This is a genomic window from Geodermatophilus sp. URMC 63 (assembly GCF_053502565.1).
The window spans coordinates 4,439,472-4,461,297 of the sequence record NZ_CP199956.1 but is presented as its reverse complement, the minus strand read 5'-3'; the positions used below and the strand labels follow the sequence as shown (position 1 = coordinate 4,461,297).

The following is a 21,826-nucleotide window of genomic DNA, read 5'->3' as shown; positions in this document are numbered from 1 at the left end:
CCGTTCCCTTCCGCCCACCCTCGAGGAGATCGTCATGACCGGTACAACCGTCGTGTCCCCGTCCACCCCCACCGTCGCGCTGGTCCACGGCGCGTTCGCCGACAGCTCCGGGTGGATCGGCGTCATCCAGCAACTGCGCGCCTCCGGCGTCAGCGCCGTCGCCGTCTCCAACCCTCTGCGGGGTATCACCGAGGACACCGCCTACGTCGCGAGCGCGCTGGCCCAGCTCCCCGGCGCGGTGCTCGCCGTCGGTCACTCCTACGGCGGGGCGATCATCACCAACGCCGCGACCAGAGCGGGAAACGTCGTGGGGCTGGTCTACCTCTCCGCGTTCGCCCCCGATGAGGGTGAAGTGCTCATGGAGGTCGAGGGCGGCTCCACCGACAGCGTCCTGAACACGGCGCTGGTCGAGCGGCAGTACCCGGCCGGGCCGGACGGTCGGACGGTCGGCGAGTTCTCGATCGACCCGGCGAAGTTCCGCCACGTCTTCGCCGCGGACCTCACCGCGGAGCAGGCCGCCGACATGGCCGCCACGCAGCGCCCCGTCTCCTCTCTCGGGTTCTCGGAGCCGAACGGGACCCCGGCGTGGAGAACGCTGCCGTCGTGGGCCCTGGTCTCCACCGGGGACCGAGCGGCCGGCGCCGACGTGGTCCGCGGGATGGCGCAGCGGGCGGGAGCCGTCATCACCGAGGCCGAGGGCTCCCACGTCCTCTTCGTCGCCCGGCCCGAGATCGCCGCCGGCGTGATCCACCAGGCGCTCGACGCGCTCTCCCGAGGCGTAGAGACCCCGGCGCCCGCGGCCGTCTGACGCTCGAGCAGGGGAGCGATCATGGTCTCTGACTCGGACCCGGGCGTCCTACGGCCGACCGACGAGCTCGCCGGCGCGCTCAAGCGCACCGAAGTCCAGCGCGCCTCCTCGTCCATCCCCGGGCGGGAGATCGTGCAGGTGCTCACCGAGATCCCGGTCGGCGTCGAATCCGGCTGGCACACCCATCCCGGGGAGGAAGTGGGATACATCCTCGCTGGGACGGTCGAGATGAGGATCCGGGACTCCAACACGCTGATCCTCCACGCCGGCGACGGCTTCCTCATCCCGCCGAGAGTCCCGCACAACGCGCGCGACCTCGGTCCGGGCACCGGACGGATGCTGTCTACCTACATCGTCGAGGTCGGACAGCCGTTGGCGACCTTGACCACCCAACGACCGACCTAGCGGCGAAGCCAGCCGAGCCGCAGGACGACACGAGGTGAACGCAGGTGACCCATCCGGATGCGCCTGGGCGGGTGAGGGTCTGGACCTGTCGCGCGCGGCGAGGTGTGTGCGGTTGGCCTACGCGTCAACGGTCGGGCCTGCCGGGGACCGGTTGCCGCACACCGCTATCGCGGTGGTGGCCGCCAACGGCCTTCGTTCATGAGCGGTCGGGGGAAGCGGGCAGCCCGTGGTGCTCTGCCACGGCTCGCCGCCGCCCTTCGACGCAGGGGATCCGCAGCTGTAGCTGGTGGCCAATGCCGGGTGCCGCGAGCTCGCGCACGGCCGGCGGCGCCTGGCCGTCCTCCCAGCGCTGGAGAGCAAACGACCGGAACTCCTGCGCCGACGATCTGGCCGGACTCAGCAAGCACCGACCTCCTCGCCTCGCTGAGAGGTCAAATCGGCGACGCTCGTGCTCGGGTGGTCCTCAGTGTTCGCGCTGTGCTGCACGTCCCCGTGGCTGGTCATGCCGCGACCCGAAACAAGTCCTTCGACGCTGATTGCGATGCTCATCGCGCGTCGATGATCGTCCAGGCGGGAAGCCGGCCGACCCGGAGGCTTCCCCGACGTCTCCATCTGCACGGGTTGTCTGGTGACCCACCTGCAGACGGCCGGCACAGCCGTTGACCGATGCTGCCGGTCGCATCCTCTTGGGCGCTGGACAGTCGAAGCCCATCTCCATCCGCACCAGTCCGACTGTTCAGCGCCCACGTCGGACGACGCGCGTACGGCGTCACGCGTACCGATCCCGGGCCTGCTCAGGCCCGGGAGTGTCGATTCGTGCACCCCTACCCGAGGAGCTGTCATGCCATTCGTCCTGTCCCGTCAACACGCCGTCGGTCGACTGTGCCGTCCACTCTCCGTCTTGGTTGCGGCCATGGTCCTGGTCGGTGCGTCCTCCGTCAGCGCCGCCGCTCACCCGGAGCGGCCCCCGGGTGAGGGAGCCACCGTCGTGCTCGTCCACGGCGCCTTCGCTGACGCCTCAAGCTGGAACGGAGTCGTCGAGCTGCTGCAGCGAGCGGGCCACACCGTCGTCGCACCGGGCATAGCGATGCGTGGGTTGGCCTCGGACGCCGCCTATGTCGCGAGCGTCGTGGACCAGATCGAGGGGCCGGTACTGCTCGTCGGTCACTCGTACGCCGGAGCGGTCATCAGCAACGCCGCCACCACGACCCCCAGCGTCGTCGGCCTCGTCTACGTGTCCGGTTATGCGCCGGAGGCGGGGGAGACCGTGAACGACATCGCGGGCAGGTCCCAGGACAGTCTGCTCGGACCTGCCATCGTCGAGAAGCAGTACCCGACCGGGCAGGGTGACGAGACGGCGACCGAGCTCTTCATCGACCCGGCTGCCTTCCGCGCAGCGTTCGCCGCTGACCTGCCGGCCGAGCAGGCGGCCGCCATGGCCGCGACGCAGCGGCCGGTCGCCGCCGCAGCCTTCGACGAGCCGAGCGGCGAACCGGCCTGGAAGACGCTGCCCTCCTGGGCGGTCGTCGGTACCGGGGACAAGGCGGCCGGCGCGGACGTCGTAAGGGCCAACGCTGAGCGCGCTGGCGCTCACATCACTGAGCTCGACGGCTCACATGTGATCATGATCTCGCAGCCCCAAGCGGTGACCGACGTCATCCTCACCGCGCTGCATGCTGTCTGCTGAGCCCGCGCGAGCGGCTCCTGGTAGTGCCAGACCCGGAGCAGAAGAGGACGACCAGGTAGGTCGACGAGGACCGGCGTGCACCCACCTGTGCACGCCGGTCCCTCCCATCGAGGCGCAGGGATCACGTCCCATGACGGTGGCGTAGCTCATGGCTTACTGATCCGCGGTGACGCCAACCACGCCGGGACTGCCCTGGGTTCGGTTGCTTCCTCGCCTGTAAGGCTGCCCGACTCCCTGTGAGGGTGACGCGGCCCTGGCCCACGGCGTGGCCAGCTGCCTACTGTCCCGCGTCAAGCAGCTGGCAGATCTTCGGTCTCGGGAAGGTCGGGGATCACCGGGTCGGCCAGACCCAGGTGAACGTCGAGCGGGCGGTTCCAGGCCAGGGCTTCGTGCGGGCGGACGGTGTTGTACTCGACCCGGTAGTCCTCGGCGTGGGCGACCAGGTCCAGGGCGTCGGGGATCTCTTCGAGGAACAGCTTCTCGTACTCCAGCGAGCCGAACCCGCGTTCGCGTGAGCCGTTCTGGCCCGGGGTCTTCACGCGGGTGCGCACGTGCCGCAGCTCGGGGTGGGTGGCGATGAACGCCTCGAACCGAAACGACCGGAACGGCCCGCCGTTGTCGGTCACGATCGTCACCAGCGGAATCATGTTGCCCTGCTCGTCGTGCTCGGCCAGGTCGACCAACGGCCGCCCGGCCAGGCGGGCGGCCTCGGTGAGCGCCAGCTCGACCGCGGCGATCGCGTCGTGCTGGTTGGCCGTCGGGGCGATGTGCCAGCCCAGCTCGTACTTGCTCCAGTAGTCCCGGCAGCCGGCCGGCCGCCAGGTGCCGCCGGCGGTGGTCTCGATACTGGCGAGAAGTCCAGCTGCCACACCTGGTCAGGCCCGGTCGGCTCGGTGGCGAACGCGGCCTTGCGGCGGGCCGCGAGCTGGCGGCGTTCGCGCTGGTAGTCGGCCTCCAGCAGCAGGCCTTCATCGCCCAGCAGGCGCAGCACGGTGGCCTGGGAGACCCGATGGCCGTCGTGGCGGCACATCACCCACACCTTCCGATGCCCCCACGGGGGATGGGCCAGCGCATGCCGGCGGGCGGCGTCGCGGACCCGCTCGCGGGCCGGCCGCGGCCACGGGCCCCGCGCCGGCCGGGCGGCCCGGGCGCGGGCCTGACGGCGGCGCCAGGTCCGTTCGGGCACGCCGATCAACGCGCAGAACCTCGTGGTCGGCATGCCCGCCTCGACGCGGATCCCCTCGAGGTCCGCGCAGGGCCCAGGCGACCCTCGGCGGACTTCTTCCACACCCGCAGCTCGACCGCGGCCTCACCGAGAGCCTGGGTCAGCTCGCTGACCTCGGCGTCAGCTGCGCCTCCCGGGTCGAGGGCCCGGACTTGCCGGCCACCAGGCCGGCCCGACCGGACTCCAGGAACTGGCGCTTCCCGTTGCCGACCGACTGCTCGGACACCTTCACCCGCCGCGCGGCCTCGGCGACGGTGACCTCACCGGCCAGGATCGACAGCACGACCGCCGACCTTCTCCTCGGCCGGGAACACCGGCGGTCTCGCCATGAACGATCAGGCTCCTTGCCAGGTCAGACCCGTAAGCAACGGGCCCTGCTAGGAAGTCTGACGCGCGACAAGCCGACACCGGGCACCGGCGCCGATCGCCCGCCGGCGCGGCCGGTCGGCCAGCCGGGCGTCCTGGCGCGCCTGCCAGCGCGGCCCCGGTTCGGCGACCAGGTCCGCGAGGACCTGCGGGACAGTCCGGTCACTCGACGATCAGCGACAGCGGCGGCACGGGCCAGCGTCCTGGACACCCCACGACCCTGCCCCGTTCGTCACGGGCAACGCGTCCGGCTGACCAGGCACGAGGTTGTCATGCGCGGGTCTGTGTCGACTTGCCATCTCGATCGTTGCTCCTGCGGAGGAGCAGGCTCCAGCGCTCCGGTGACGCCTGGACGGTAGGTGGCCTCCTCCAGCGTCTGGAGTCGGACAGCGCGCGAGGACGACTCAGTCGATCGGCAGGCACGCCCAGACGTGTTTCCGGTCGCCGCGTACCTCCCACCCGCGTGCGAAGCTCAGGTACGCAACCACGTGCAGCCCCATGCCGCCGAGCGCGGAATCCCGTCCCTCAGCCGGCTTCGGTCCGTTCTGGGCGTCGGCGTCGCTGACCTCCAGCAGTCGGCATCGCGTGGTGAGCACCGCACGCACCCGCACGGGCACGCCACCGTGCCGCAGTCCGTTGGCGGCCAACTCGTCCATCGCGAGCAACAGCTCGTCGAGGACCGTTGTGCTGCTGCCGCAGTCGGCGGCAGCCGACAGCCAGAACCGCACGGCGGCCCGCACGTCTCGCAGCTGGTGCGCGCCGGTGACCTCGGCCTCGTCGTGCGGTCCCACGGTCGCGGGACAGGGCCGCTTCAGCCGGCTTCCCTGGAACGTCGGCTCATCTCGGTCGGCGTCGTCCGTGGAGGGTGCCCCGCCTTCGGCAACCGGGGAGCGACGTCTGCGGTCGCCGACCGCATCCTCCGCAGTCCCGAGGCTCGGCGCGTGTTCGCGGCGCGGTCCCGCGGCGCTGCGATCGCAGGAGACGCGCGCCCGATGCGGCTCGGGGCGGCACAGCAAGCGGTTGGCTCTCGGCATCGACCGGGTCGAGCGGCGCCTACCGGCCCAGCAGCTGCGTTCGGACGCAGGCGGCGCCCAGTGAGCGGCCGGGTCGTCACGACACGACGTTGGGGCCGGCCTGCGGCGGCCGCGGTCGGTCTTCGGTGTACGGCCGGATGGCCAGCAGCGCGACGTCGTCGGCCGCACCGCCCGGTGGGAGGAGCTCGGTGATGATCCGATCGCAGAGCTCCTCGAGCTCCAGTCCGACGCTGCCGGCGAGCAGGTCGAGCAGGCGTGCCAGGCCGGCGTCGAGGTCCCGCGCGCCCGACCTGCCGGACCGCTCGGAGGCGGCGTCGAGGACGTCCTGCTGCTCGAGCAGCCCGTCGGTGTAGAGCAGCAGGGTGGAGTCCATCGGCAGGACGTGGCGGTGCTCGGGGCGGGACCGTGACGGGTCCACGCCGAGCGGTAGCCCGACCCGGTCGGTGAGGACGTCGACGGCGCCGTCGGGGTGCAGCAGCACGGGCGGCGGGTGCCCGGCCGAGCTCCACACCAGCTTCCGGTCCCGCGCCGGCTGATCGGAGCGGAAGCGTTCGACGCGGGCCACCAGCGCGGTGGCGAACACGTCCTGGCCGAAGGTGGCGCAGGCGACGTCGACGGTGCTCAGCACCCCGGCCGGGCCGACGGCGCCGTCGAGGCCGGCCATCCGCAGTTCGGTGCGCAACTGGCCCATCGTGACCGCCGCCGCGATGTCGTGGCCGGCGACGTCCCCGACCACGAGGCTGGTGGTGCCGGTGGCGTCGAGGTAGGCGTCGTACCAGTCCCCGCCGACCAGCTGGGTGTTCTCGGCCGGGGCGTACCGGGAGGCCAGCTGCAGGTGGTCGGGCTGCGGCAGCAGCGTGGGCAGCAGCGCCCGCTGCATCGTCTCCGACACGGTGCGGTCCAGGAACGATGCCCGCGCGGCCTCGACCACCAGGCCCGCCCGGGTCATCAACGCGTCCACCAGGTCGCGGTCGCGCTCGGTGTAGGGCGCTGAGCCCCGCACCCGGGCGATGGTCAGGACCGCGACCACGTCGCCGCGGCTGAGCACCGGAGCCACCAGCGCGCTGCGCACCGCCAGCAGGTCGACGGCCTCGTGCTGCGCCGTGGTCAGGCCGGGTGCCTCGGGCAGGTCGATCAGCTCGACGCGCCCGGTGCGGGCGACGTGCCCGGGTCCGGCGGCCTCGCCGGTGCGCCGCCCGGCACGCTCGATCCACTGCTGCAGGACGGCCAACTGAGCGGGGTCGCGGTGCGCCGCCGCGGCGGGGGTCAGGCCGCCGTCGGGCTCGACGGTGCTGACGTAGGCGAGGTCGCCGAGGTCGGGCACGGTGAGGGCGACCAGCGCCCGCCACACGTCGCCGGGCCCCAGGTCGACGGTGAGCAGATCGCTGATGCGGGCCAGCAGCCGGGCCCGGTCGGCCTCGGCCCGGGCGACGGCCCGGGCCGACTCGGCCTCCAGCGTGGACATCCGCAGCGCGACCTCGCGGGAGGCGATCGCGGCCAACTCCTCCAGCAACTGCACGTCATCGGCGGTCCACGGGTGCACCGCGGTGTCGACGACGCAGAAGCTGCCCAGCACCTGCCCGTCGGGCGTGCGGACCGGGAACCCCGCCCAGGCGCGCACGCCCATGCCGGTGACCGACGGGTTGGCGGCGGTGCGCTCGTCGGCGGTCACGTCGGGGAGCACCAGCGGGTCGCCGTCGAGCACGTACTGGCAGAACGACTCCTCGACGGTGTTCTGCACCGGGCCGCCCTCCGGCAAGCCCTGAGCACTCAGCCAGTAGGAGCGGACGTCGTCGACCACGGTCAGGAACGCCAGCGGCGCGCCGGTCAGCCGCTGGGCGATCCGGGTGAGCCGGTCGAAGGAATCCTCGGCCGCGGCGTCGAGCAGCTGGGTGGCGCGCACAGCGGCCAGCCGGCCGCCCTCGGTGGCGGGCTCGGTTCGTGCGTCGGAGCCGTTGCCGACGGCGTGGGCGCACATGACGTCATCCTGCCCGAATCCGAGGACGGCGCCCCCGTGGTCGGCCGGTCCGTCCGGTGCCAAGGGTGGTGGAGTGCGGTGCGGCGGCGTGGATGGGCGGGCAGGGGGTAGACCGGAGGGGAACGGGAGCCGTGACCACGTCGGCCCTCACGGCAGACGGACGGCACCACGAGGGGCGAGGCGTTGCACGGTAACGACCCTGCTCGGCCCGACGGCTACGACACGGGCGGCGGCAGTCCCGCACCGAAGCCGCGGCACGGCGGCCTGGTCTACGACGACGCCGCGCAGCTCACCACCACCGCGGCTGCCTGGCTGCTCGAGGGGCTGGCCACCGGGGACGCCGCGCTGATCGCCGCCGGCCCGCACAGCAGCGGTCCGCTGCGGGAGGCGGTCGGTGCCGACCCGCGCGTGCTCGTCGTCGAGCGGCACACCCTCTACCGGTCCCGCACCGCCACGGCGATCAACGCCTTCCGCCGCATCGCCGCCGAACACGCCGCTCCCGGCCGGTGGATCCGCGTGGTCGGTGAGCCGGACTTCGGCACGACCGTCGCCGACTGGCGGGAGTGGCAGGCCTACGAGGCGGTCATCAACGTCGCCTTCCGGCAGCTCCCGCTGCGGGGGCTGTGCGTGTTCAGCGCCGCCCTGCCCGAGCCGATCCTGGCCTCCGTCCGGCACACCCACCCTCAACTGGTCACCGCCGGCGGCTGGACCGCCAACCCCGACTACGTCCACCCGGCCGCCTACCTGCGCTCACTCCCGGTCCCCGACGAGCCGCTGGAGGCCACCCCGCCGGCGCTGACCAAGGACGCGATCACCGACTACTCCGGTCTGCGCCACGCCGTCCGCGACGCGCTGGCCGCCGTCGACGGGCCGCCGGACGTGCTCGAGGACTTCCTCATGGCCGTCGACGAGATGACCTCCAACGCCGTCCGGCACGGCACCCCGCCCGCGGGCCTGCGGCTGTGGACCGCGCCCGGACGGCTGGTGGCCACCATCCGCGACTCCGGCCACGGCCTCGAGGACTCCTTCGCCGGCTACGGACCCGCGCACGGGGAGGACCTGTCCCACGGCGGCATGGGCCTGTGGCTGGCCCGCCAGCTGTGCGACCACGTCGCGATCCGCCGCGACGAGCACGGGGTCAGCGTCCGGCTGTCCACCGGCTGGAGGTGAGGCACCGGAGGCGGGCGGTGGGGACGGGGCCCGGTGGGTCCGGAGGCACCTCCGGCGGTACCCCGTTCGACGGTGCGTGCTGCTGACCACCGGTTGTCCCTCGCGCCGTGTCTTCACAGGCGGCTGCCGGAGCACTGGGTGGGATCGGCTCCCGTCGGCGGCGGTCAGGTCACCCACGGGCCGGGATCCGTGGCGGGCGTGGCCGCTTCCAGCGCGATCCCTGGGTCACCCGGGCGGGCGGTCGGGCTCCTCGCCGTCGCGGTCGGGTGGGTCGAAGGTGACGTGTACGGTCTCGAATCCCTTCTGGCGCTCTGCCTTCGCCTGGCCGGTGTAGCTGCGCCGGTCGCCGGGGGTGAGGTCGACCGCGTCGGTGAAGGGGGTCAGCAGCGCCCGGGGATGGAGCCGGTCGACCCGGACCACGTTGATCTCCACACACAGGACGGCGACGACCGCGGCGAGGTAGAGGAACGCGAGCAGCCCGAGGACCAGGGCGAACACCCCGTTGACGGCGCTGGCGGTGGCGATCACATGACTGACGTAGGTCACCCCGAAGGTCTGCAGCAGCTGCCAGAGGACGGCGGCGGTGACCGCCCCGGGCAGCACCTGGCGCACGGTGAGGTGCCGGGCGGTGCCCAGCCGGAAGGCGAAGACGAAGACGAAGGCGTTGACCAGGACCGAGGCGGTGAGGGCCAGGGCCCGGACGACCGCGCCGAGGGAGCCGACGTCGTGCGCGCCGAGGGTGGACAGGACCGTCGTGCCGATCACCGCCAGCCCGGCGGTGGCCAGTAGCAGCAGGCTGCGGCCGCGGGCCAGGAACGGGTTGGGCCGGTTGTTGCGCGGCACCGCCCAGGCGGTGTTCATGGCGTGCTGCACCGCCTGGGCCACCCCGAGCCCGCCGTACAGCGCGCCCAGCACGCCGATCACCACGCCGAGGGTGCCGCCGCTGAGCCCGCGGGGCTGGCCGAGTTGGTCGCCCACGACGGGGAACTGGCTGAGTGCCGACTCGATCAGCCGCTGCTGCAACTGCGGGTTCCCGGCCAGGACGTGACCGAGGATCGTCGAGGACAGCAGCAGCAGCGGGAACAACGAGACGAATGCGTAGTAGGTGATCAGCGCGGCCAGGTAGGGACCGGAGTCGTCGACGTACTTGTAGACGACGGCGATCGGGAAGCCGGCGGCGGGATGACGGCGCTGCAGACGGTCGAGCGTGTCGGCGAGGGCCACAGGCGCAGTGCACCACGTCCGGCGCACGTACGCCCCCAGGCCGAGCTCTCCACGTGCCGGCTGGGGTTCCTCACCAGCGGGACGTACGTCGTCGGCTTCTCGGGCGACGTGTTCGGTGCGTATCGGACGATCGCGATGGGAGGCGTCAACGGGATCGCCCGTTTCGTGGCTCACACCACCGCATGGCTGTCCGAGAACTGCAGGATCTGTCCGTGCGGATCGTCGGGGGTCCCCGGCGAGGACCTCGGAAGCCCCTCGCTGCCGCTCTGCCGCCTCATCGTCGTGCGGACGGCCGGTGGGTGTTCGGGGACCGGCCGACTGTTCCTCGCACCGGTCCGCTTGCGTGACCGTGGTGGGCTGGTGAGCCGGCCCGACAGTACGGTCGTCCGACGGACCGGACCAGCGTCGGTTGCAGGAGGACATCGTGCCCACCGGCCATCGGATCGCCCGTTGATGAGCACCGCGAGCCGTGCTGCCCTGGTCACCGGCGGCGCCAGTGGCATCGGCCGCGCGACGGTGGCGAGGCTGCTCGCCGAGGAGTGGCACGTGGTCCTGGCCGATCTGCACAGCGGGAACGGCGCGCAGGTGGCGGAGGAGTTCGGCGAGGAGTTCGGCGGGCGGGTCAGGTTCGTCCGCGCCGACGTGTCGGAGGAAGCTGACGTCGCCGGAGCCGTGGCGGCCTGTGTGACGGAGTTCGGCCGGATCGACTGTGTGGTGAACAACGCCGGAGTCGGCGGCGCCTTCGGCGCCCTGACCGACATCGCGGTCGAGGACTGGGACTACACCTTCGCCGTTCTCGTGCGCGGTGTGTTCCTCGGGATCAAGCACGGTGCCCGTGTGATGCGGGCAGCCGGACGCGGCGGGTCCATCGTGAACACGGCCTCGGTGGCCGCGTTCAGCGGAGGAGCCGGCCCCCAGGCGTACTCGGCGGCCAAGGCCGCGGTGGTCAACCTCGGCCGGGTGGCCGCGGCGGAGCTGGCCGGCGACCGGATCCGGGTGAACACCGTCTGTCCGGGACTGATCGTCACGCCGCTGATCGGGTCGGACCTGGACACGGCCCGAGCGGTCATGCGCGAGGCGCAGCCCTGGCCGGACCTGGGCACTCCCGAAGACGTCGCCGAGGTCATCGCCTTCCTGGCCGGCGACGCGGCACGATTCGTCACCGGTGAGGAGATCACGGTCGACGGCGGCCTGCGCGCCGCCGGCCCGCGGATGCACGCCGCCTACGGCGGGGAGCCGCGCGCCCGCGGGCTGGTGGGGGTGAGCCGGGGCAGCACCGGCCAACCCCCGGTGGTCCGGCGCGCCTGAGGCCCGCCGCTCAGCCGGGACGGACCCGCGAGCTGTCGAGCTGCGGTTCCAGCACTTCCGCGGACCCTGGGGAGGCCGCGGCCGCGCGGCCGCCGACCGAACTCGCGGTGACCGTGCTCAGACCTCGACGGCGGTGCCGCAGAACCCGCAGACCTCGAGCTGCCGGCGTCCCCACCGGGCGATCGGCAGGAAGAAGACCGTGAACTGCTTGACCTGCCGCACGCGCGCCCACTGCGTGGTGTTGCCGCAGCGCGGGCAGGTGCGGACCTCCCCGGGGCCCAGGTCCTGCTGCTCGGTGCCGAAGCCGAAGAGGAGGAACACGCCGTCAGCCCAGGCAGCCGACCCCCGCCGTCCGGCGGCCGCGCCCACCTGGCACCGCCGCTCTCCACGACCGCGCCGCCGGTGCCGGACGCACGACCCAGCCACCGTCGGCGGCCCAACGCCACCCCGACCACCAGCTCAGCGCGCCGGACTCCCCGTCGCTGCAGAGCAGCACCGGCTCGCCGGGGGCCAGCGTGTCGCCGGCCAGGGCCGGGGTGGAGCCGGTGCCCAGCGGGCCGGTGCCGGTGTCGTCGAGGAACCGCGTCGATCCGTCGACGCCGACGACCAGCGGTGGCCAGCGCGTCGGCCAGCACCGCGCGCAGCTGGCCCGTGGCGGCCGACGCGGCCACACCGTGGCCGACCACGTCGCCTGGGACCAGGTCGCGCCGAGGACGCCCCCGACGGCGAACTGCAGGTCCGGGCCCTCGGAGGAGGCGTGCACGCGGCGCTCCGATCGGCGAGGGGCTGGACCGCACCGTCCCGACGCCGGCTCCACCGCCGGTCCGACCCGCGGGCTGGCGCGGGGTTGGAGCGGGCGGGTCGACGCTGACCGCACCGACCGCCCGCCCGCCCGACACCGAGGGGACGACCGTGGACGTCTACGTGCAGGACCTGCTCGACGTGCTGCAGCGGAGCGGGCACCGCCCCGTCCTGCGGTACGCCGGCAGCGACACCCCGGCCTCCGGCCTGCTGACCGCCGTCTCCCGGTACGCCCGGGCCCTGCGGTCCCTCGGCGTCGGGCCGGGAGACCTGGTCGCGCTGTTCGCCCCGAACCGGCCCGAGGCCCTCGCGGTCCGCTACGGCGCGCACCTGGCCGGGGCCGCGGTGGCCTTCCTCCCCGCGCCGCCCGACGCCGCCCGCAGGGCCCGGCTCGTCGCCCAGGTCGACCCGCGGCTGCTGGTCGTCTTCCCGGAGACCGCCGACCTGGTGCCCGACGGGGTGACGGCGCCGGTCGCGACGGTCGGCGCGGTGCCCGGGGGAGCGCTGCGGCTCGACGCGCTCGCCGCCGGCCTCGACGACGGCCCACCGCCGTGCGGCGCCCGCCCGGGTGACCTCGCGGTGGTGATCCCCTCCGGCGGCACCACCGGCGTGCCCAAGTGCAGCCGGCGGGACTTCGCGACCTACACCGCGATGGTCGCCGGCCCGGCCCGCGCCGACCGCCGGCAGCTGGCGAACGGCTCGCTGGCCCACCTCACCCAGGTGCTGGTCGACCAGACCCTGCTCGGCGGTGGCACCGTGGTGCTGCAGGACCACTACGACGGCGCGGCCACGCTGGCGGCCGTCGACAGCGAGCGCATCACCGACCTCTTCCTCGTCGAGCCGCAGCTGTTCGACCTCATGGACCGCCCCGAGGTGGCGCGGCACGACCTCGGCTCCTTGCAGACGATCACCCACATCGGCGCCCTGGCCCCCCCGGTGCTGCGCAGGCGGGCCCGCGCGCGGCTCGGCCCGGTCATCGCCCACACCTACGGCGCCAGCGAGGTCGGCATCGTCAGTGCGCTGTCGGCCGCCGAGCACGACCGGCCCTCGCGCTTCTCCTGCGCCGGGCACGTGCTCCCGGGGGTGCGGGTCCGCTTCCGCCGGCCCGACGGGACGCTCGACCCGTGGGCGGGGACGGTGGAGGTCCGGTCGGCGGGGATGGCGGCGGGCTACCGCAACCGGCCGGCCGAGGAGGCCGCGGCCTTCGTCGACGGCTGGTACCGCACCGGCGACCTCGGCTCCCTCGACGAGGAGGGGATGCTGCGCGTCCTGGGCCGTGCCGCCGACATGATCACGCCGGGGACGGTCGTGCCGGTCGACCTGCAGGAGACGCTCTGCCGCCAGCCCTCGGTGCGCTACGCCGTCGTCGTCCCCGACGCCGCCCGCGGCGTGCGGGTCGTGGCTGCCGAGGCGTGGCCGGGCGGGGAGGTCGACGTCGCGTCCTGCCGGGCGGCGGTCACCGCCGTGCACGGCCGGGAGGTCGCAGCCACGGTGCAGCTGCTGCCGGTCGAGCGGGTGCCGCTCACCGAGCAGGGCAAGCCCGACCGGGCGGCCCTCCGCGCGACGGCCGCCGCCCTCGGCGTGCCCGCCTGAGCCGGGACCGGGGCGGGAGTCCGGCGGGTGCGGTCAGGCGGTCTCGGCCACCGTGCGGGGCGGGTCGACGACGTCGGCCAGGGTGAGCCGGGCGCCGTCGACGCGGGCCCGCTCCGCGGCGCCCGGGTCGAGGGCGGCGGTGACCTCCCGCAGCACGTCCGGTGTCGCCCCGAACGCCGGCCAGCGCAGCCCGTTGCGCCCGGCCTGCGTGCGGGCCGCGGACAGCAGCCGGACCGCCTCCTGCGGCCGGCCGGCCATCGCCGTGGCCACGCCCCGCAGCTCCAGGGCCACCGGCCCGTCGGAGGTGCCGAGCACCAGCCGGTGGGCGATCATCCGGTCCGACCAGGACAGGGCCGTGGCCGCGTCGCCGGAGCGGATCGCGGCGACGACGGCCACCCCCGCCACCAGCAGCGCGACGTGCACGTTGCCCAGGGCCAGCGCCCGCCGGTGCAGGGCGGGCAGCCGCCCGCCCGGGAGGACGCCGGAGCCGCTGTCGACGAGGGTGGCGCAGGTCCGCGCCAGCAGGTCGAGGTCGGCGTCCCCGCTGTCGGCCCGCGCCGCCGCCGCCACGGCGGCGGCCACGGCCCGCGCCGGCTCCAGCGCGCCGGCCACCACCAGGGCGTGGGCGAGCAGCGTCTGGACCTCGGCCACGCTGCGCGACCGCGTCCCGGGGCTGCCCTCGAGCAGCCCGGTGGCGACGGCGAGGTGGGCGGCGGCGAGGTCGTCCTGACCGCCGGAGGAGAGGTGGTGGGCGAGGGTCAGCCGCACGAGCGCCGCCGACACCGGGTCGGCGAGGTGCTCGACCGCCAGCGCCCGCTCGGCCCACGTCCGGCCCTCGATGGTCTTGCCGCGGAAGTACCAGAAGGTGCCCAGCCGGCCGGCCAGCCGCACCCCCTCGGCGGAGGGCGCCTCCACGAGCAGGTGCTGCAGCGTGGCGCGCAGGGTGGGCAGGTCGTCGTCGAGGGCGTCGAACCACGCGCTCTCCGCCACGCGGCCCAGCGGCGGCTTGGCCACGGTCAGCGCGTTCGTCCACCCGTCGCGCCGTCGGCGCAGCGCGGCAGCGTCCGCCCCGGCCGCGTGCGCGGCGTGCCCGCGCACCGTCGCGAGCTGGACGAACCGCGAGGGGCCGCCCGGCCGCGCCGGCCCGAGCGGCACCAGCAGCGAGCGGTGCACCAGCCGGGCGACGAGGTCGGCGGTGACCGTGCCCGGCCGCGGCTCCGCCCCGGGACCGCCGAGGACGGCGCCGGCGACGGCCACGGTGAACGGCCCGGGCAGGACCGAGGCCGCGCGGTGCAGTTCCGCCTCGTCGTCGGGCAGCAGCGCGACACTCTGCTCGATGGCGGCGCGCACCGTGCGGTGGTGGTCGCTGCCGCGTCCGGGCCGGGCCAGCGAGCTCGGGTCGGCCGTGACCTGGTGGGCGATCTCGTCGAGGCTGAACGCCCGCGCCCGCGCCGCGGCCAGTTCCAGGGCCAGCGGTACGCCGTCGACCGCGGTCGCGATCCGCACCACCGCGCTGAGCAGGCCGAGGTCCTCGCGGTCCGCGCCCGCGGCGGCCAGCCGGTCGAGCAGCAGCGCGACCGCGGGGGAGGAGGTGACGTCGTCGTCCTCGGGGAGGGGCAGCGGGCCGAGCCGGTGCAGCCGCTCGCCGGCGACCTCGAGCGGCTCGCGGCTGGTGGCCAGCACGGTGAGCGCGCCGGAGCCGGCGAGCCAGTCGTCGACGAGGTCGGCCACCGGGTCGAGGACCTGCTCGCAGTTGTCGAGGACGAGCAGCGCCCGCCGGTCGCGCAGCGAGGCCCGCAGCGCGTCGGCGGGCCGGTCGGTGTCGGCGGGGGCGAACCCCAGCGCGGACACCACGGTGGACAGGACGGTGACGGCGTCACCGGCCGCGGTGAGGTCGACGAACCACACGCCGTCGGGGAACCGGTCGGCGACCGCGCGCGCCACCTCGATGGCCAGCCGGGTCTTCCCGCACCCGGCCGCCCCGACCAGGCTGACCAGCCGAGCCCTGGTCACCAGGCCGGTGAGCTCGGCCAGCTCCCGCTCGCGCCCCACCAGCGACGCGGTGCGGTGGGGGAGGTGCGCCGGCCGGGGCGCGGCGGTCCCCTCCGGGGGCCCGCGCCGCGGGAGCGGGACCGCCGGCCCGGCGCGGGCGGCTGCCGGCGGGCCGGCGAGCGTCGGGTCCTCGGCGAGGATCCGCCCGTGCAGCTCGCGCAGCTCCGGCCCCGGCTCCAGCCCGAGCTCCTCGCGCAGTACCGCGCGGACCTGCCGGTAGCTGCGCAGCGCCTCCTCCGGCCGGCCCAGGCGGTGCTGGGCGAGCATGCGCAGGCTCCAGAGCCGCTCGCGCAGCGGCGTCTCGGCGACGGCGGCGCCCACCTCGAGCAGCGCCCGCTCCGGGGCGCCGCCGGCCAGCAGCGCCTCGGCCAGGAGCTCGCGCACCTGGTCGCGCAGCTCCTGCAACCGGGCGACGGCGGCGGTCGCCCACGACTCGTCGGCCACCGTCGGGTAGGGCCGCCCGCGCCACAGCGCCAGGGCCTGCTCCGCGGCGCGGGCGGCCTCGTGCGGGCGGCCGGCCGCCAGCAGAGCCCGCGCGTCGGCGGCCAGCCCGGGGAACAGCCGCGAGTCGATGGTCGCGGGATCGGCGACCAGCCGGTAGCCGCCCGGCTCGCGCAGCAGCACCGCCGAGGGGACGCCCGGCCGCCGGCCGGGCTCCAGCGCCTTGCGCAGCCGCCAGACGTGCGAGTCCAGCGTCGACGGCGAGCGGGCCGGGGAGTCCGCGCCCCACACGGCCTCGGTGAGCGCGTCGACGCTGACCTGCCGGCCCGCGTAGAGCAGCAGCAGGGACAGGGCCGCGGCGAGGCGCGCGCCGCCGAGGGCGACCGGCTCCCCACCGCGGGAGACCTCGAGCGGGCCCAGGTCCCGGAAGGACAGCACGTCGGCCGGAGCGTCGCCGCCCACGATGGACCCCCTCGCGTGCCACCCCCGTGCCCGCGACGACGGGGCCGGCCCCGTCCCGGAGGAGCGGGCGGGGGCACGTGGCCACCGTCGATGACGCTGCAGCGTCGGACCACTGCGTACCGCATGTGGCGCCGTCCCGGTAGGGGTCCGGACACGGCCGGGTGCCCGGTTGGAGCCCGCTTGGAGCGCCCCGCCGGAGGGTCCCCCGACCGGCCCCGACCGGGGGCCCGGACCGCAGGGGGAGCCGTGACGAGCGTGCGAGAGACCAGGGGGGACACCGGGGGACGGGACGGAGGGCGGCGGGGGCTGTCGCGGCGCGGGTTCCTGATGGGGACCGGGACGGCGGCCGCCGGGGTCGCGGCCGGGTCGGTCGTCGGCGCGCTCCCGGCCGTCGCCGCTCCGCAGCCGGGGGCGGGCGGAGCGCCGGTCCCCGCCGTCGAGGTCCGCCCCGGTGACCCGCGCTACCCGGCGCTGGTCACGGGGTTCAACCAGCGGTTCACCGGCACCCCCGCGGCGGTGGTCGTGGTGACCACCCAGGACCAGTGCCTGGCGGCGGTCCGCGCCGCGGTCGCCGCCGGCCGGCGGGTCACCGTGCGCGCCGGCGGCCACTGCTACGAGGGCTTCGTCACCGACAACCCCGGCGGGGTCGTCCTGGACGTCTCGGGGATGCGCGCGGTCACCCGCACCGACGACGGCATCCGGCTGGAGAGCGGCTGCACCAACTGGGACGTCTACGAGCTCCTCTACAAGAGCCATGGCGTGACGCTGCCCGCGGGGTCCTGCTACTCGGTGGGCCTGGGCGGGCACGTCGTCGGCGGCGGCTACGGGCTGATGTCCCGCGAGCACGGGCTGACCGTCGACCACCTGTCCGCCGTCGACGTGGTGGTCGTGGACGCCGACCGCTCCGTGCGGCTGGTGACCGCGCGCCCCGACGACCCGGAGACCGGGGACCTGTTCTGGGCGCACACCGGTGGCGGGGGCGGCACCTTCGGCGTCGTCGTCGCCTACACCTTCCACGACCTGCCGGCGCCGCCGCCGACCGTCCAGCTCGCCACCACCACCTGGCAGTGGAGCGCCCTCGACGCGGCGTCGTTCGCCACCCTGCTGGGCGACTACGGCGGCTGGCTGGCCGCCAACAGCGCGCCGGACAGCCCCGGACGCCGGCTGTTCGGCCTGCTCAAGCTCTCCCACGTCTCCGCCGGCACGATCACGCTGGTCACCCAGGCCTCCGGCGAGGACCCCGCGCTGCTCGACGGGTTCCTCGCCGCGCTCGACGCCGGCATGCCCGCGGCCGCGCTGCCCACCACCACGCGGCGCACCATGCCGTGGCTGCAGGCCACCCAGACGCTCAACGGCTCGGGTCCCAACCAGCGGGGCAAGTACAAGTCGGCCTACCTGCGCCGGCCCTTCCCGCAGTCCCACGTCGCCGCGCTGCACGCCGCGCTGACCGACCCCTCCTACAGCAACCCCCAGGCGCTGGTGCAGGTCGACACCTACGGCGGTCAGGTGAACGCCGTCGCTCCCGGCGACACGGCCGTGTCACAGCGGTCGTCGATCATGAAGCTGCAGTACCAGACCTACTGGACCGACCCCGCCGAGGACGAGGTGCACCTCGGCTGGATCCGCCGCTGCTACGCCTCGGTCTACGCCGCCACCGGCGGGGAGCCGGCGCGCGACGACGTCACCGACGGCTGCTACGTCAACTACCCCGACGTCGACCTGCGGGACTGGCCGACCCTGTACTTCGGGCCGGCCTACGCGCGCCTGCAGGAGGTCAAGGGCCGCTGGGACCCCACCGACCAGTTCCACCACGCCCAGTCGGTGCGCCTGCCGGGCCGCTGACCGGGCGCCGGTCACCGGGTGGGGGCGGGAGCCGGTGGCGGCACGGCGGTGAACAGGTCGACCAGGGCGTCCCAGCGGTTGCGCCGGCCCGGCGGGAACCGGCGCAGCGACCGGGCGCGGTGCGCGCTGCCCTCGGGATAGCGCCACCGCGCCCACGGCGACGCCGGCCGCGCCAGCCGGACCGCGCCGACGAGGGCCACGAACGGCACGAACACGCCCACGACACCGAGGACCACCCGGCCCTTGAGGACGGCGACGAGGGCGGTGGTGATGTGGAGCAGCACGGTCAGCGCGAGCAGGCCCTCGCCCTGGGCGTCGTCGGTGTCGAAGGGGTTGGCGCCGACGAGCAGCATCACGCCGACGACGAACGCGATCAGCACCGCGTCCACCGAACTGCGGCCCTCGCGCGACCAGTAGACGTCCTCCAGGTGCAGCCACAGCGCGAACTCGTCGAGGGTCAGCGCGGCGCCGGCGCCGAACAGCACGGCGAGCAGGGCGCCGCCGGTGCCGTCCGGGCGCCAGGTGAACTCCGCCGTGCCGGTGCCCAGCAGCAGGAAGATGCCGTAGACCTCGTGGTGCACGTGCACGCCGCCGACGCTGGCGTCCCGGAACGGCCCGCGGCCGGTGCGGATGGCGTGCGTGACGAAGCGGGTGACGAGGAAGGCCACGAGGAAGCCGAGGACCAGCCAGGCGACCAGCTCGCGCCGGCCGCTGAGCACGGGGAGCAGCTCCGGGTCCAGGCCCGCACCCAGCAGGTCCCTCCGCTCGGGGTCCACGTCGCCTCCTCGCGTCCGGCACGTCCCGCGATCGTGCCGTCCCCGCCGCCGCGGCAGAGAACGCGCAGGCGTGCCTTCCACCGCGCAGGCGTGCCTTCCACCGCGCACCGGGACCGGCGAGGATCGCTGCGCTCGCGGGCGAGGGGAGGACCGGGTGGACGACGTCCTGTCGATCGACACCCTGGCCGCCGTCGCTGCCGTCTCGCTGCTGGCGGCCGTCGTGGTCGGGCTGTTCCCGCGCCTGCTGGTGCCCCAGGTGGTGCTGCTCCTGGCCGGCGGGATGGTCCTCGGCCCGCACGTCCTCGACGTCGGGGCGGCGGCGGACGTGCGGGTGCTCGCCGACGTGGGGCTCGGCTTCGTCTTCCTGCTGGCCGGCTACGAGCTGGACCCCCGGCTGTTCCGCGAGGACGCCGGCCGGCGGGCGGTCCTGGCGTGGTCGGTCTCGCTGGCGCTGGCGCTGGGGGTGGTGGGGGTCCTGGCGGCCACGGGCGTGGTCCGGGCCTTCCTCCCGGTGGCGCTCGGGCTGACCACCACCGCACTCGGCACGCTGCTGCCCGTCCTGCGGGAGAAGGGCCTGCTCGGGGGCCGGCTCGGGCGGTACCTGCTGGCCACCGGTGGCGTCGGCGAGCTGTTCCCCGTCCTCGCCATCGCGGTGTTCCTGGGCAGCCAGGGGCGCCTGGCCGCGCTCGTCTCGCTGGCCGCGGTCGCCGTCCTGGCCGTGGTGCTCGGCCTGCTGCGCCGCAGCATCCGGGAGGGCGGTCGGCTGGCCGCCGTGATCAGGGCGGGGCAGGACGAGACCGCGCAGATCACCCTGCGCGCCACGGTGCTGCTGCTGATCGCGCTCATCGCGGTCACCGACCAGTTCCACCTCGACGCGGTGCTCGGCGCCTTCCTCGCTGGCGTCGTGCTGCGGCACTGGGTCGGCGCCGCCGCGCCGCAGCTGGAGGCCAAGCTCGACGCGGTCGGGTACGGCTTCTTCGTCCCCGTCTTCTTCGTCTCCTCCGGCATGGCGCTGGACCTCGCCTCGATCGCCGACGCCCCGCTGCGGCTGCTGCTGTTCTTCGTGCTCATGCTGGCGGTCCGGGGCGGCCCCGCCCTGCTGCTCTACCGCCGCGTGCTCCCGGCGCGGCAGCGGGTGCAGACCGCGCTGGTGAGTGCGACGGCGCTGCCCGTGCTGGTGGCGCTGGCCGAGATCGGCGTGCGCAGCGGCACGATGCTGCCGGAGAACGCCGCCGCGCTGGTCGGCGCGGGGGTGCTGACCGTGCTGCTGTTCCCCGCGCTGGTCGTCGCGCTGGACCGGCGGCCGGCCGTGGCGGCGCCGGTGCCGGCAGCGGGAGGCCCGGCGGGCAGCGGGTGAGCGCGGCCGCGGCCGGGCTGGCGCTGCTGGCCGCGGCCCTGTTCGCGCTGGCCTCGGCGGTCCAGCAGCGGACCGCGGCGGCGGTGCCGGAGGGCGCGGGCGGGGGCCTGCGCCTGGCCCTCACCCTGGCCCGGTCACCGCGGTGGTGGGCCGGCACCCTCGCCGACACCGGCGGCTACGCGGCGCAGGCCGCCGCCCTCGGCCTGGGGTCGCTGCTGCTCGTGCAGCCGCTCCTGGTCACGACGGTGCTCTTCGCGCTCCCGCTCGGCGCCCGGTGGGCCGGGCGGCGGCTGGGCCGCGCCGACTGGGTGTGGGCCGCGGTCCTCGTCGTGGCGCTGGCCGCGTTCGTCGTCACCGGGGAGCCGACCGCCGGGGACGACGCGGCCGGCTGGCGGACGTGGCTGCCGGCCTGGGCCGTCCTCGGCGCGGTTGGGGGCGCGTGCCTGCTCGGCGCGGCGCTGCGGCGGGGCGCGCCGCGCGCGGTCCTGCTCGCGCTCACCACGGGCCTGGCCTACGGGCTGGCCGCGGCGCTCACCAAGGGGGTGGTGGACCTGCTCGACGACGGTGTGGCCGCGGTGCTGACCTCGTGGAGCACCTGGCTGCTGGCGGCGGCGCTGCTCGGCGGGACCGCCGTCCAGCAGGCGGCGTTCCAGGCCGGCCCGCTCGGCGCCTCGCTGCCCGCGGCCACCGTCGGCGAGCCGGTGGTCGGCGCGGCGCTCGGCGTCGCCGTGCTCGGCGAGCGGCTGCGCGCGGGCGGGACGGAGTGGCTGCTGGTGGCGGTGCTGGTCGCCGCCCTGGTCGCGGCCACGGTGGCGCTCGCCCGCTCCGCCGCGGTGCACGGCGCGGTCCCGTAGGGCTCAGCCGACCAGCCACACCCCGGGCAGCCGGCCGGGGATCCGGTGGGGCCGGGGCACGTCGGGACGGGTGTGCCGCCGCCGGATGACGCCGGCGAAGCCCAGCGCACACCTGGCCACGAGCACCTGCGCCGTGACCGCCGAGGGGATCCGGTAGGACGCGCTCACGCCCGGCACGACGACGAACAGCAGCGCGCGGACCGTCTCGGCGACGCCCTGCACGACCGGCAGCGCCACCGGGACGTCGGTGCGGCGGGTCCGCCCGGAGCGCCCCGGCGCGAGCCCCTCGCGGGCGACGACGGCGACGCCTTCGCCGGCCCCAGCACCCACGGCGTGAGGTGGGCGACGTCGGCGGTGCCGCACACCTGCGGCCCGGCCGCCGTCACCGCCCGCTCGACCGCGGCGAGGGAGCCGGCACCGAACGGCACCCGGCCCCGGCCGCC

19 protein-coding genes are annotated in these 21,826 nt (G+C 75.2%); 9 read left to right on the top strand and 10 right to left on the bottom strand.

The genetic code is table 11. The annotated features are described in order from the left end of the window. The first annotated feature begins 34 nt into the window (after nucleotides 1-34). The 3 genes from ACWIZO_RS21695 to ACWIZO_RS21685 all read left to right on the top strand — a co-directional run bounded on the left by ACWIZO_RS21695 (nucleotide 35) and on the right by ACWIZO_RS21685 (nucleotide 2,900). Nucleotides 35-808, top strand: coding sequence for an alpha/beta hydrolase (locus ACWIZO_RS21695; protein ID WP_448639693.1), 774 nt, complete (start codon nucleotides 35-37; stop codon nucleotides 806-808). A gap of 21 nt (nucleotides 809-829) precedes the next feature. Next, the gene (locus ACWIZO_RS21690; protein ID WP_448639692.1) at nucleotides 830-1,213 is read left to right on the top strand and encodes a cupin domain-containing protein; all 384 of its coding nucleotides are present in this window, start codon (nucleotides 830-832) and stop codon (nucleotides 1,211-1,213) included. 841 nt (nucleotides 1,214-2,054) lie between these two features. Continuing rightward, complete coding sequence (locus ACWIZO_RS21685; protein WP_448639691.1) at nucleotides 2,055-2,900, top strand: alpha/beta fold hydrolase; 846 nt, start codon at nucleotides 2,055-2,057, stop codon at nucleotides 2,898-2,900. A gap of 290 nt (nucleotides 2,901-3,190) precedes the next feature. Here the strand turns inward: ACWIZO_RS21685 and ACWIZO_RS21680 are convergent, their stop codons facing one another. From ACWIZO_RS21680 to ACWIZO_RS21665, 4 genes are all read right to left on the bottom strand, one after another. Next, on the bottom strand, nucleotides 3,191-3,769 hold the full coding sequence (locus ACWIZO_RS21680) for an integrase core domain-containing protein (RefSeq protein ID WP_448639690.1): 579 nt from the start codon (nucleotides 3,767-3,769) through the stop codon (nucleotides 3,191-3,193). A 456-nt stretch (nucleotides 3,770-4,225) separates the two neighbouring features. After that, entirely contained in the window at nucleotides 4,226-4,408 is a 183-nt protein-coding gene (locus ACWIZO_RS21675; RefSeq protein ID WP_448639689.1) for a helix-turn-helix domain-containing protein, read from the bottom strand. 487 nt (nucleotides 4,409-4,895) lie between these two features. Then, entirely contained in the window at nucleotides 4,896-5,282 is a 387-nt protein-coding gene (locus ACWIZO_RS21670) for an ATP-binding protein (RefSeq protein WP_448639688.1), read from the bottom strand. 319 nt (nucleotides 5,283-5,601) lie between these two features. Next, the gene (locus ACWIZO_RS21665; RefSeq protein ID WP_448639687.1) at nucleotides 5,602-7,503 is read right to left on the bottom strand and encodes a SpoIIE family protein phosphatase; all 1,902 of its coding nucleotides are present in this window, start codon (nucleotides 7,501-7,503) and stop codon (nucleotides 5,602-5,604) included. A gap of 183 nt (nucleotides 7,504-7,686) precedes the next feature. Here ACWIZO_RS21665 and ACWIZO_RS21660 point away from each other — a divergent pair, with 183 nt between their 5' ends. Then, nucleotides 7,687-8,673, top strand: a complete 987-nt coding sequence (locus ACWIZO_RS21660) for an anti-sigma factor RsbA family regulatory protein (protein ID WP_448639686.1) — start codon at nucleotides 7,687-7,689, stop codon at nucleotides 8,671-8,673. A gap of 225 nt (nucleotides 8,674-8,898) precedes the next feature. On the opposite strand, the gene ACWIZO_RS21655 is transcribed toward ACWIZO_RS21660, so the two are convergent. Beyond that, nucleotides 8,899-9,897: a YihY/virulence factor BrkB family protein gene (locus ACWIZO_RS21655; RefSeq protein ID WP_448639685.1), complete on the bottom strand. Its 999-nt coding sequence runs from the start codon at nucleotides 9,895-9,897 to the stop codon at nucleotides 8,899-8,901. Nucleotides 9,898-10,350: 453 nt separating this feature from the next. Between ACWIZO_RS21655 and ACWIZO_RS21650 the strand changes: the two genes are divergently transcribed. Next, nucleotides 10,351-11,205 (top strand): SDR family NAD(P)-dependent oxidoreductase, encoded by an 855-nt coding sequence (locus tag ACWIZO_RS21650; protein WP_448639684.1) that lies wholly within the window; start codon nucleotides 10,351-10,353, stop codon nucleotides 11,203-11,205. A gap of 117 nt (nucleotides 11,206-11,322) precedes the next feature. On the opposite strand, the gene ACWIZO_RS21645 is transcribed toward ACWIZO_RS21650, so the two are convergent. Together ACWIZO_RS21645 and ACWIZO_RS21640 are read right to left on the bottom strand one after the other, a co-directional pair. Continuing rightward, entirely contained in the window at nucleotides 11,323-11,526 is a 204-nt protein-coding gene (locus ACWIZO_RS21645) for a zinc-ribbon domain-containing protein (protein ID WP_448639683.1), read from the bottom strand. A 4-nt stretch (nucleotides 11,527-11,530) separates the two neighbouring features. Beyond that, the gene (locus ACWIZO_RS21640) at nucleotides 11,531-11,968 is read right to left on the bottom strand and encodes a hypothetical protein (RefSeq protein ID WP_448639682.1); all 438 of its coding nucleotides are present in this window, start codon (nucleotides 11,966-11,968) and stop codon (nucleotides 11,531-11,533) included. Between the two features lie 149 nt (nucleotides 11,969-12,117). Between ACWIZO_RS21640 and ACWIZO_RS21635 the strand changes: the two genes are divergently transcribed. Then, a complete protein-coding gene (locus tag ACWIZO_RS21635; RefSeq protein ID WP_448639681.1) occupies nucleotides 12,118-13,599 on the top strand; it encodes a class I adenylate-forming enzyme family protein in 1,482 nt (493 codons plus the stop codon). Nucleotides 13,600-13,632: 33 nt separating this feature from the next. Here ACWIZO_RS21635 and ACWIZO_RS21630 read toward each other — a convergent pair whose 3' ends face one another. Further along, nucleotides 13,633-16,554 carry an AfsR/SARP family transcriptional regulator gene (locus ACWIZO_RS21630; protein WP_448639680.1) on the bottom strand — a complete coding sequence of 974 codons (2,922 nt, stop codon included), beginning with the start codon at nucleotides 16,552-16,554 and terminating at the stop codon, nucleotides 13,633-13,635. Between the two features lie 246 nt (nucleotides 16,555-16,800). On the opposite strand from ACWIZO_RS21630, the gene ACWIZO_RS21625 reads away from it, so the two are divergent. Next, nucleotides 16,801-18,396: an FAD-binding protein gene (locus ACWIZO_RS21625; RefSeq protein ID WP_448639679.1), complete on the top strand. Its 1,596-nt coding sequence runs from the start codon at nucleotides 16,801-16,803 to the stop codon at nucleotides 18,394-18,396. Nucleotides 18,397-18,407: 11 nt separating this feature from the next. Here ACWIZO_RS21625 and ACWIZO_RS21620 read toward each other — a convergent pair whose 3' ends face one another. Further along, entirely contained in the window at nucleotides 18,408-19,172 is a 765-nt protein-coding gene (locus ACWIZO_RS21620; RefSeq protein WP_448639678.1) for a hypothetical protein, read from the bottom strand. Between the two features lie 154 nt (nucleotides 19,173-19,326). On the opposite strand from ACWIZO_RS21620, the gene ACWIZO_RS21615 reads away from it, so the two are divergent. Together ACWIZO_RS21615 and ACWIZO_RS21610 are read left to right on the top strand one after the other, a co-directional pair. Beyond that, nucleotides 19,327-20,529, top strand: a complete 1,203-nt coding sequence (locus ACWIZO_RS21615; protein ID WP_448639677.1) for a cation:proton antiporter — start codon at nucleotides 19,327-19,329, stop codon at nucleotides 20,527-20,529. Then, the gene (locus tag ACWIZO_RS21610) at nucleotides 20,526-21,383 is read left to right on the top strand and encodes a DMT family transporter (RefSeq protein WP_448639676.1); all 858 of its coding nucleotides are present in this window, start codon (nucleotides 20,526-20,528) and stop codon (nucleotides 21,381-21,383) included. Before ACWIZO_RS21615 ends, ACWIZO_RS21610 begins: the two co-directional genes overlap by 4 nt. A gap of 3 nt (nucleotides 21,384-21,386) precedes the next feature. Here ACWIZO_RS21610 and ACWIZO_RS21605 read toward each other — a convergent pair whose 3' ends face one another. After that, nucleotides 21,387-21,713 (bottom strand): hypothetical protein, encoded by a 327-nt coding sequence (locus ACWIZO_RS21605; protein ID WP_448639675.1) that lies wholly within the window; start codon nucleotides 21,711-21,713, stop codon nucleotides 21,387-21,389. Nucleotides 21,714-21,826: the final 113 nt, after the last annotated feature.

Coding starts and splice junctions, on each gene's coding strand:
- ACWIZO_RS21695 (WP_448639693.1), top strand. CDS start 35: ATGACCGGTACAACCGTCGTGTCCCCGTCCACCCCCACCGTCGCGCTG.
- ACWIZO_RS21690 (WP_448639692.1), top strand. CDS start 830: ATGGTCTCTGACTCGGACCCGGGCGTCCTACGGCCGACCGACGAGCTC.
- ACWIZO_RS21685 (WP_448639691.1), top strand. CDS start 2,055: ATGCCATTCGTCCTGTCCCGTCAACACGCCGTCGGTCGACTGTGCCGT.
- ACWIZO_RS21665 (WP_448639687.1), bottom strand. CDS start 7,503: ATGTGCGCCCACGCCGTCGGCAACGGCTCCGACGCACGAACCGAGCCC.
- ACWIZO_RS21650 (WP_448639684.1), top strand. CDS start 10,351: ATGAGCACCGCGAGCCGTGCTGCCCTGGTCACCGGCGGCGCCAGTGGC.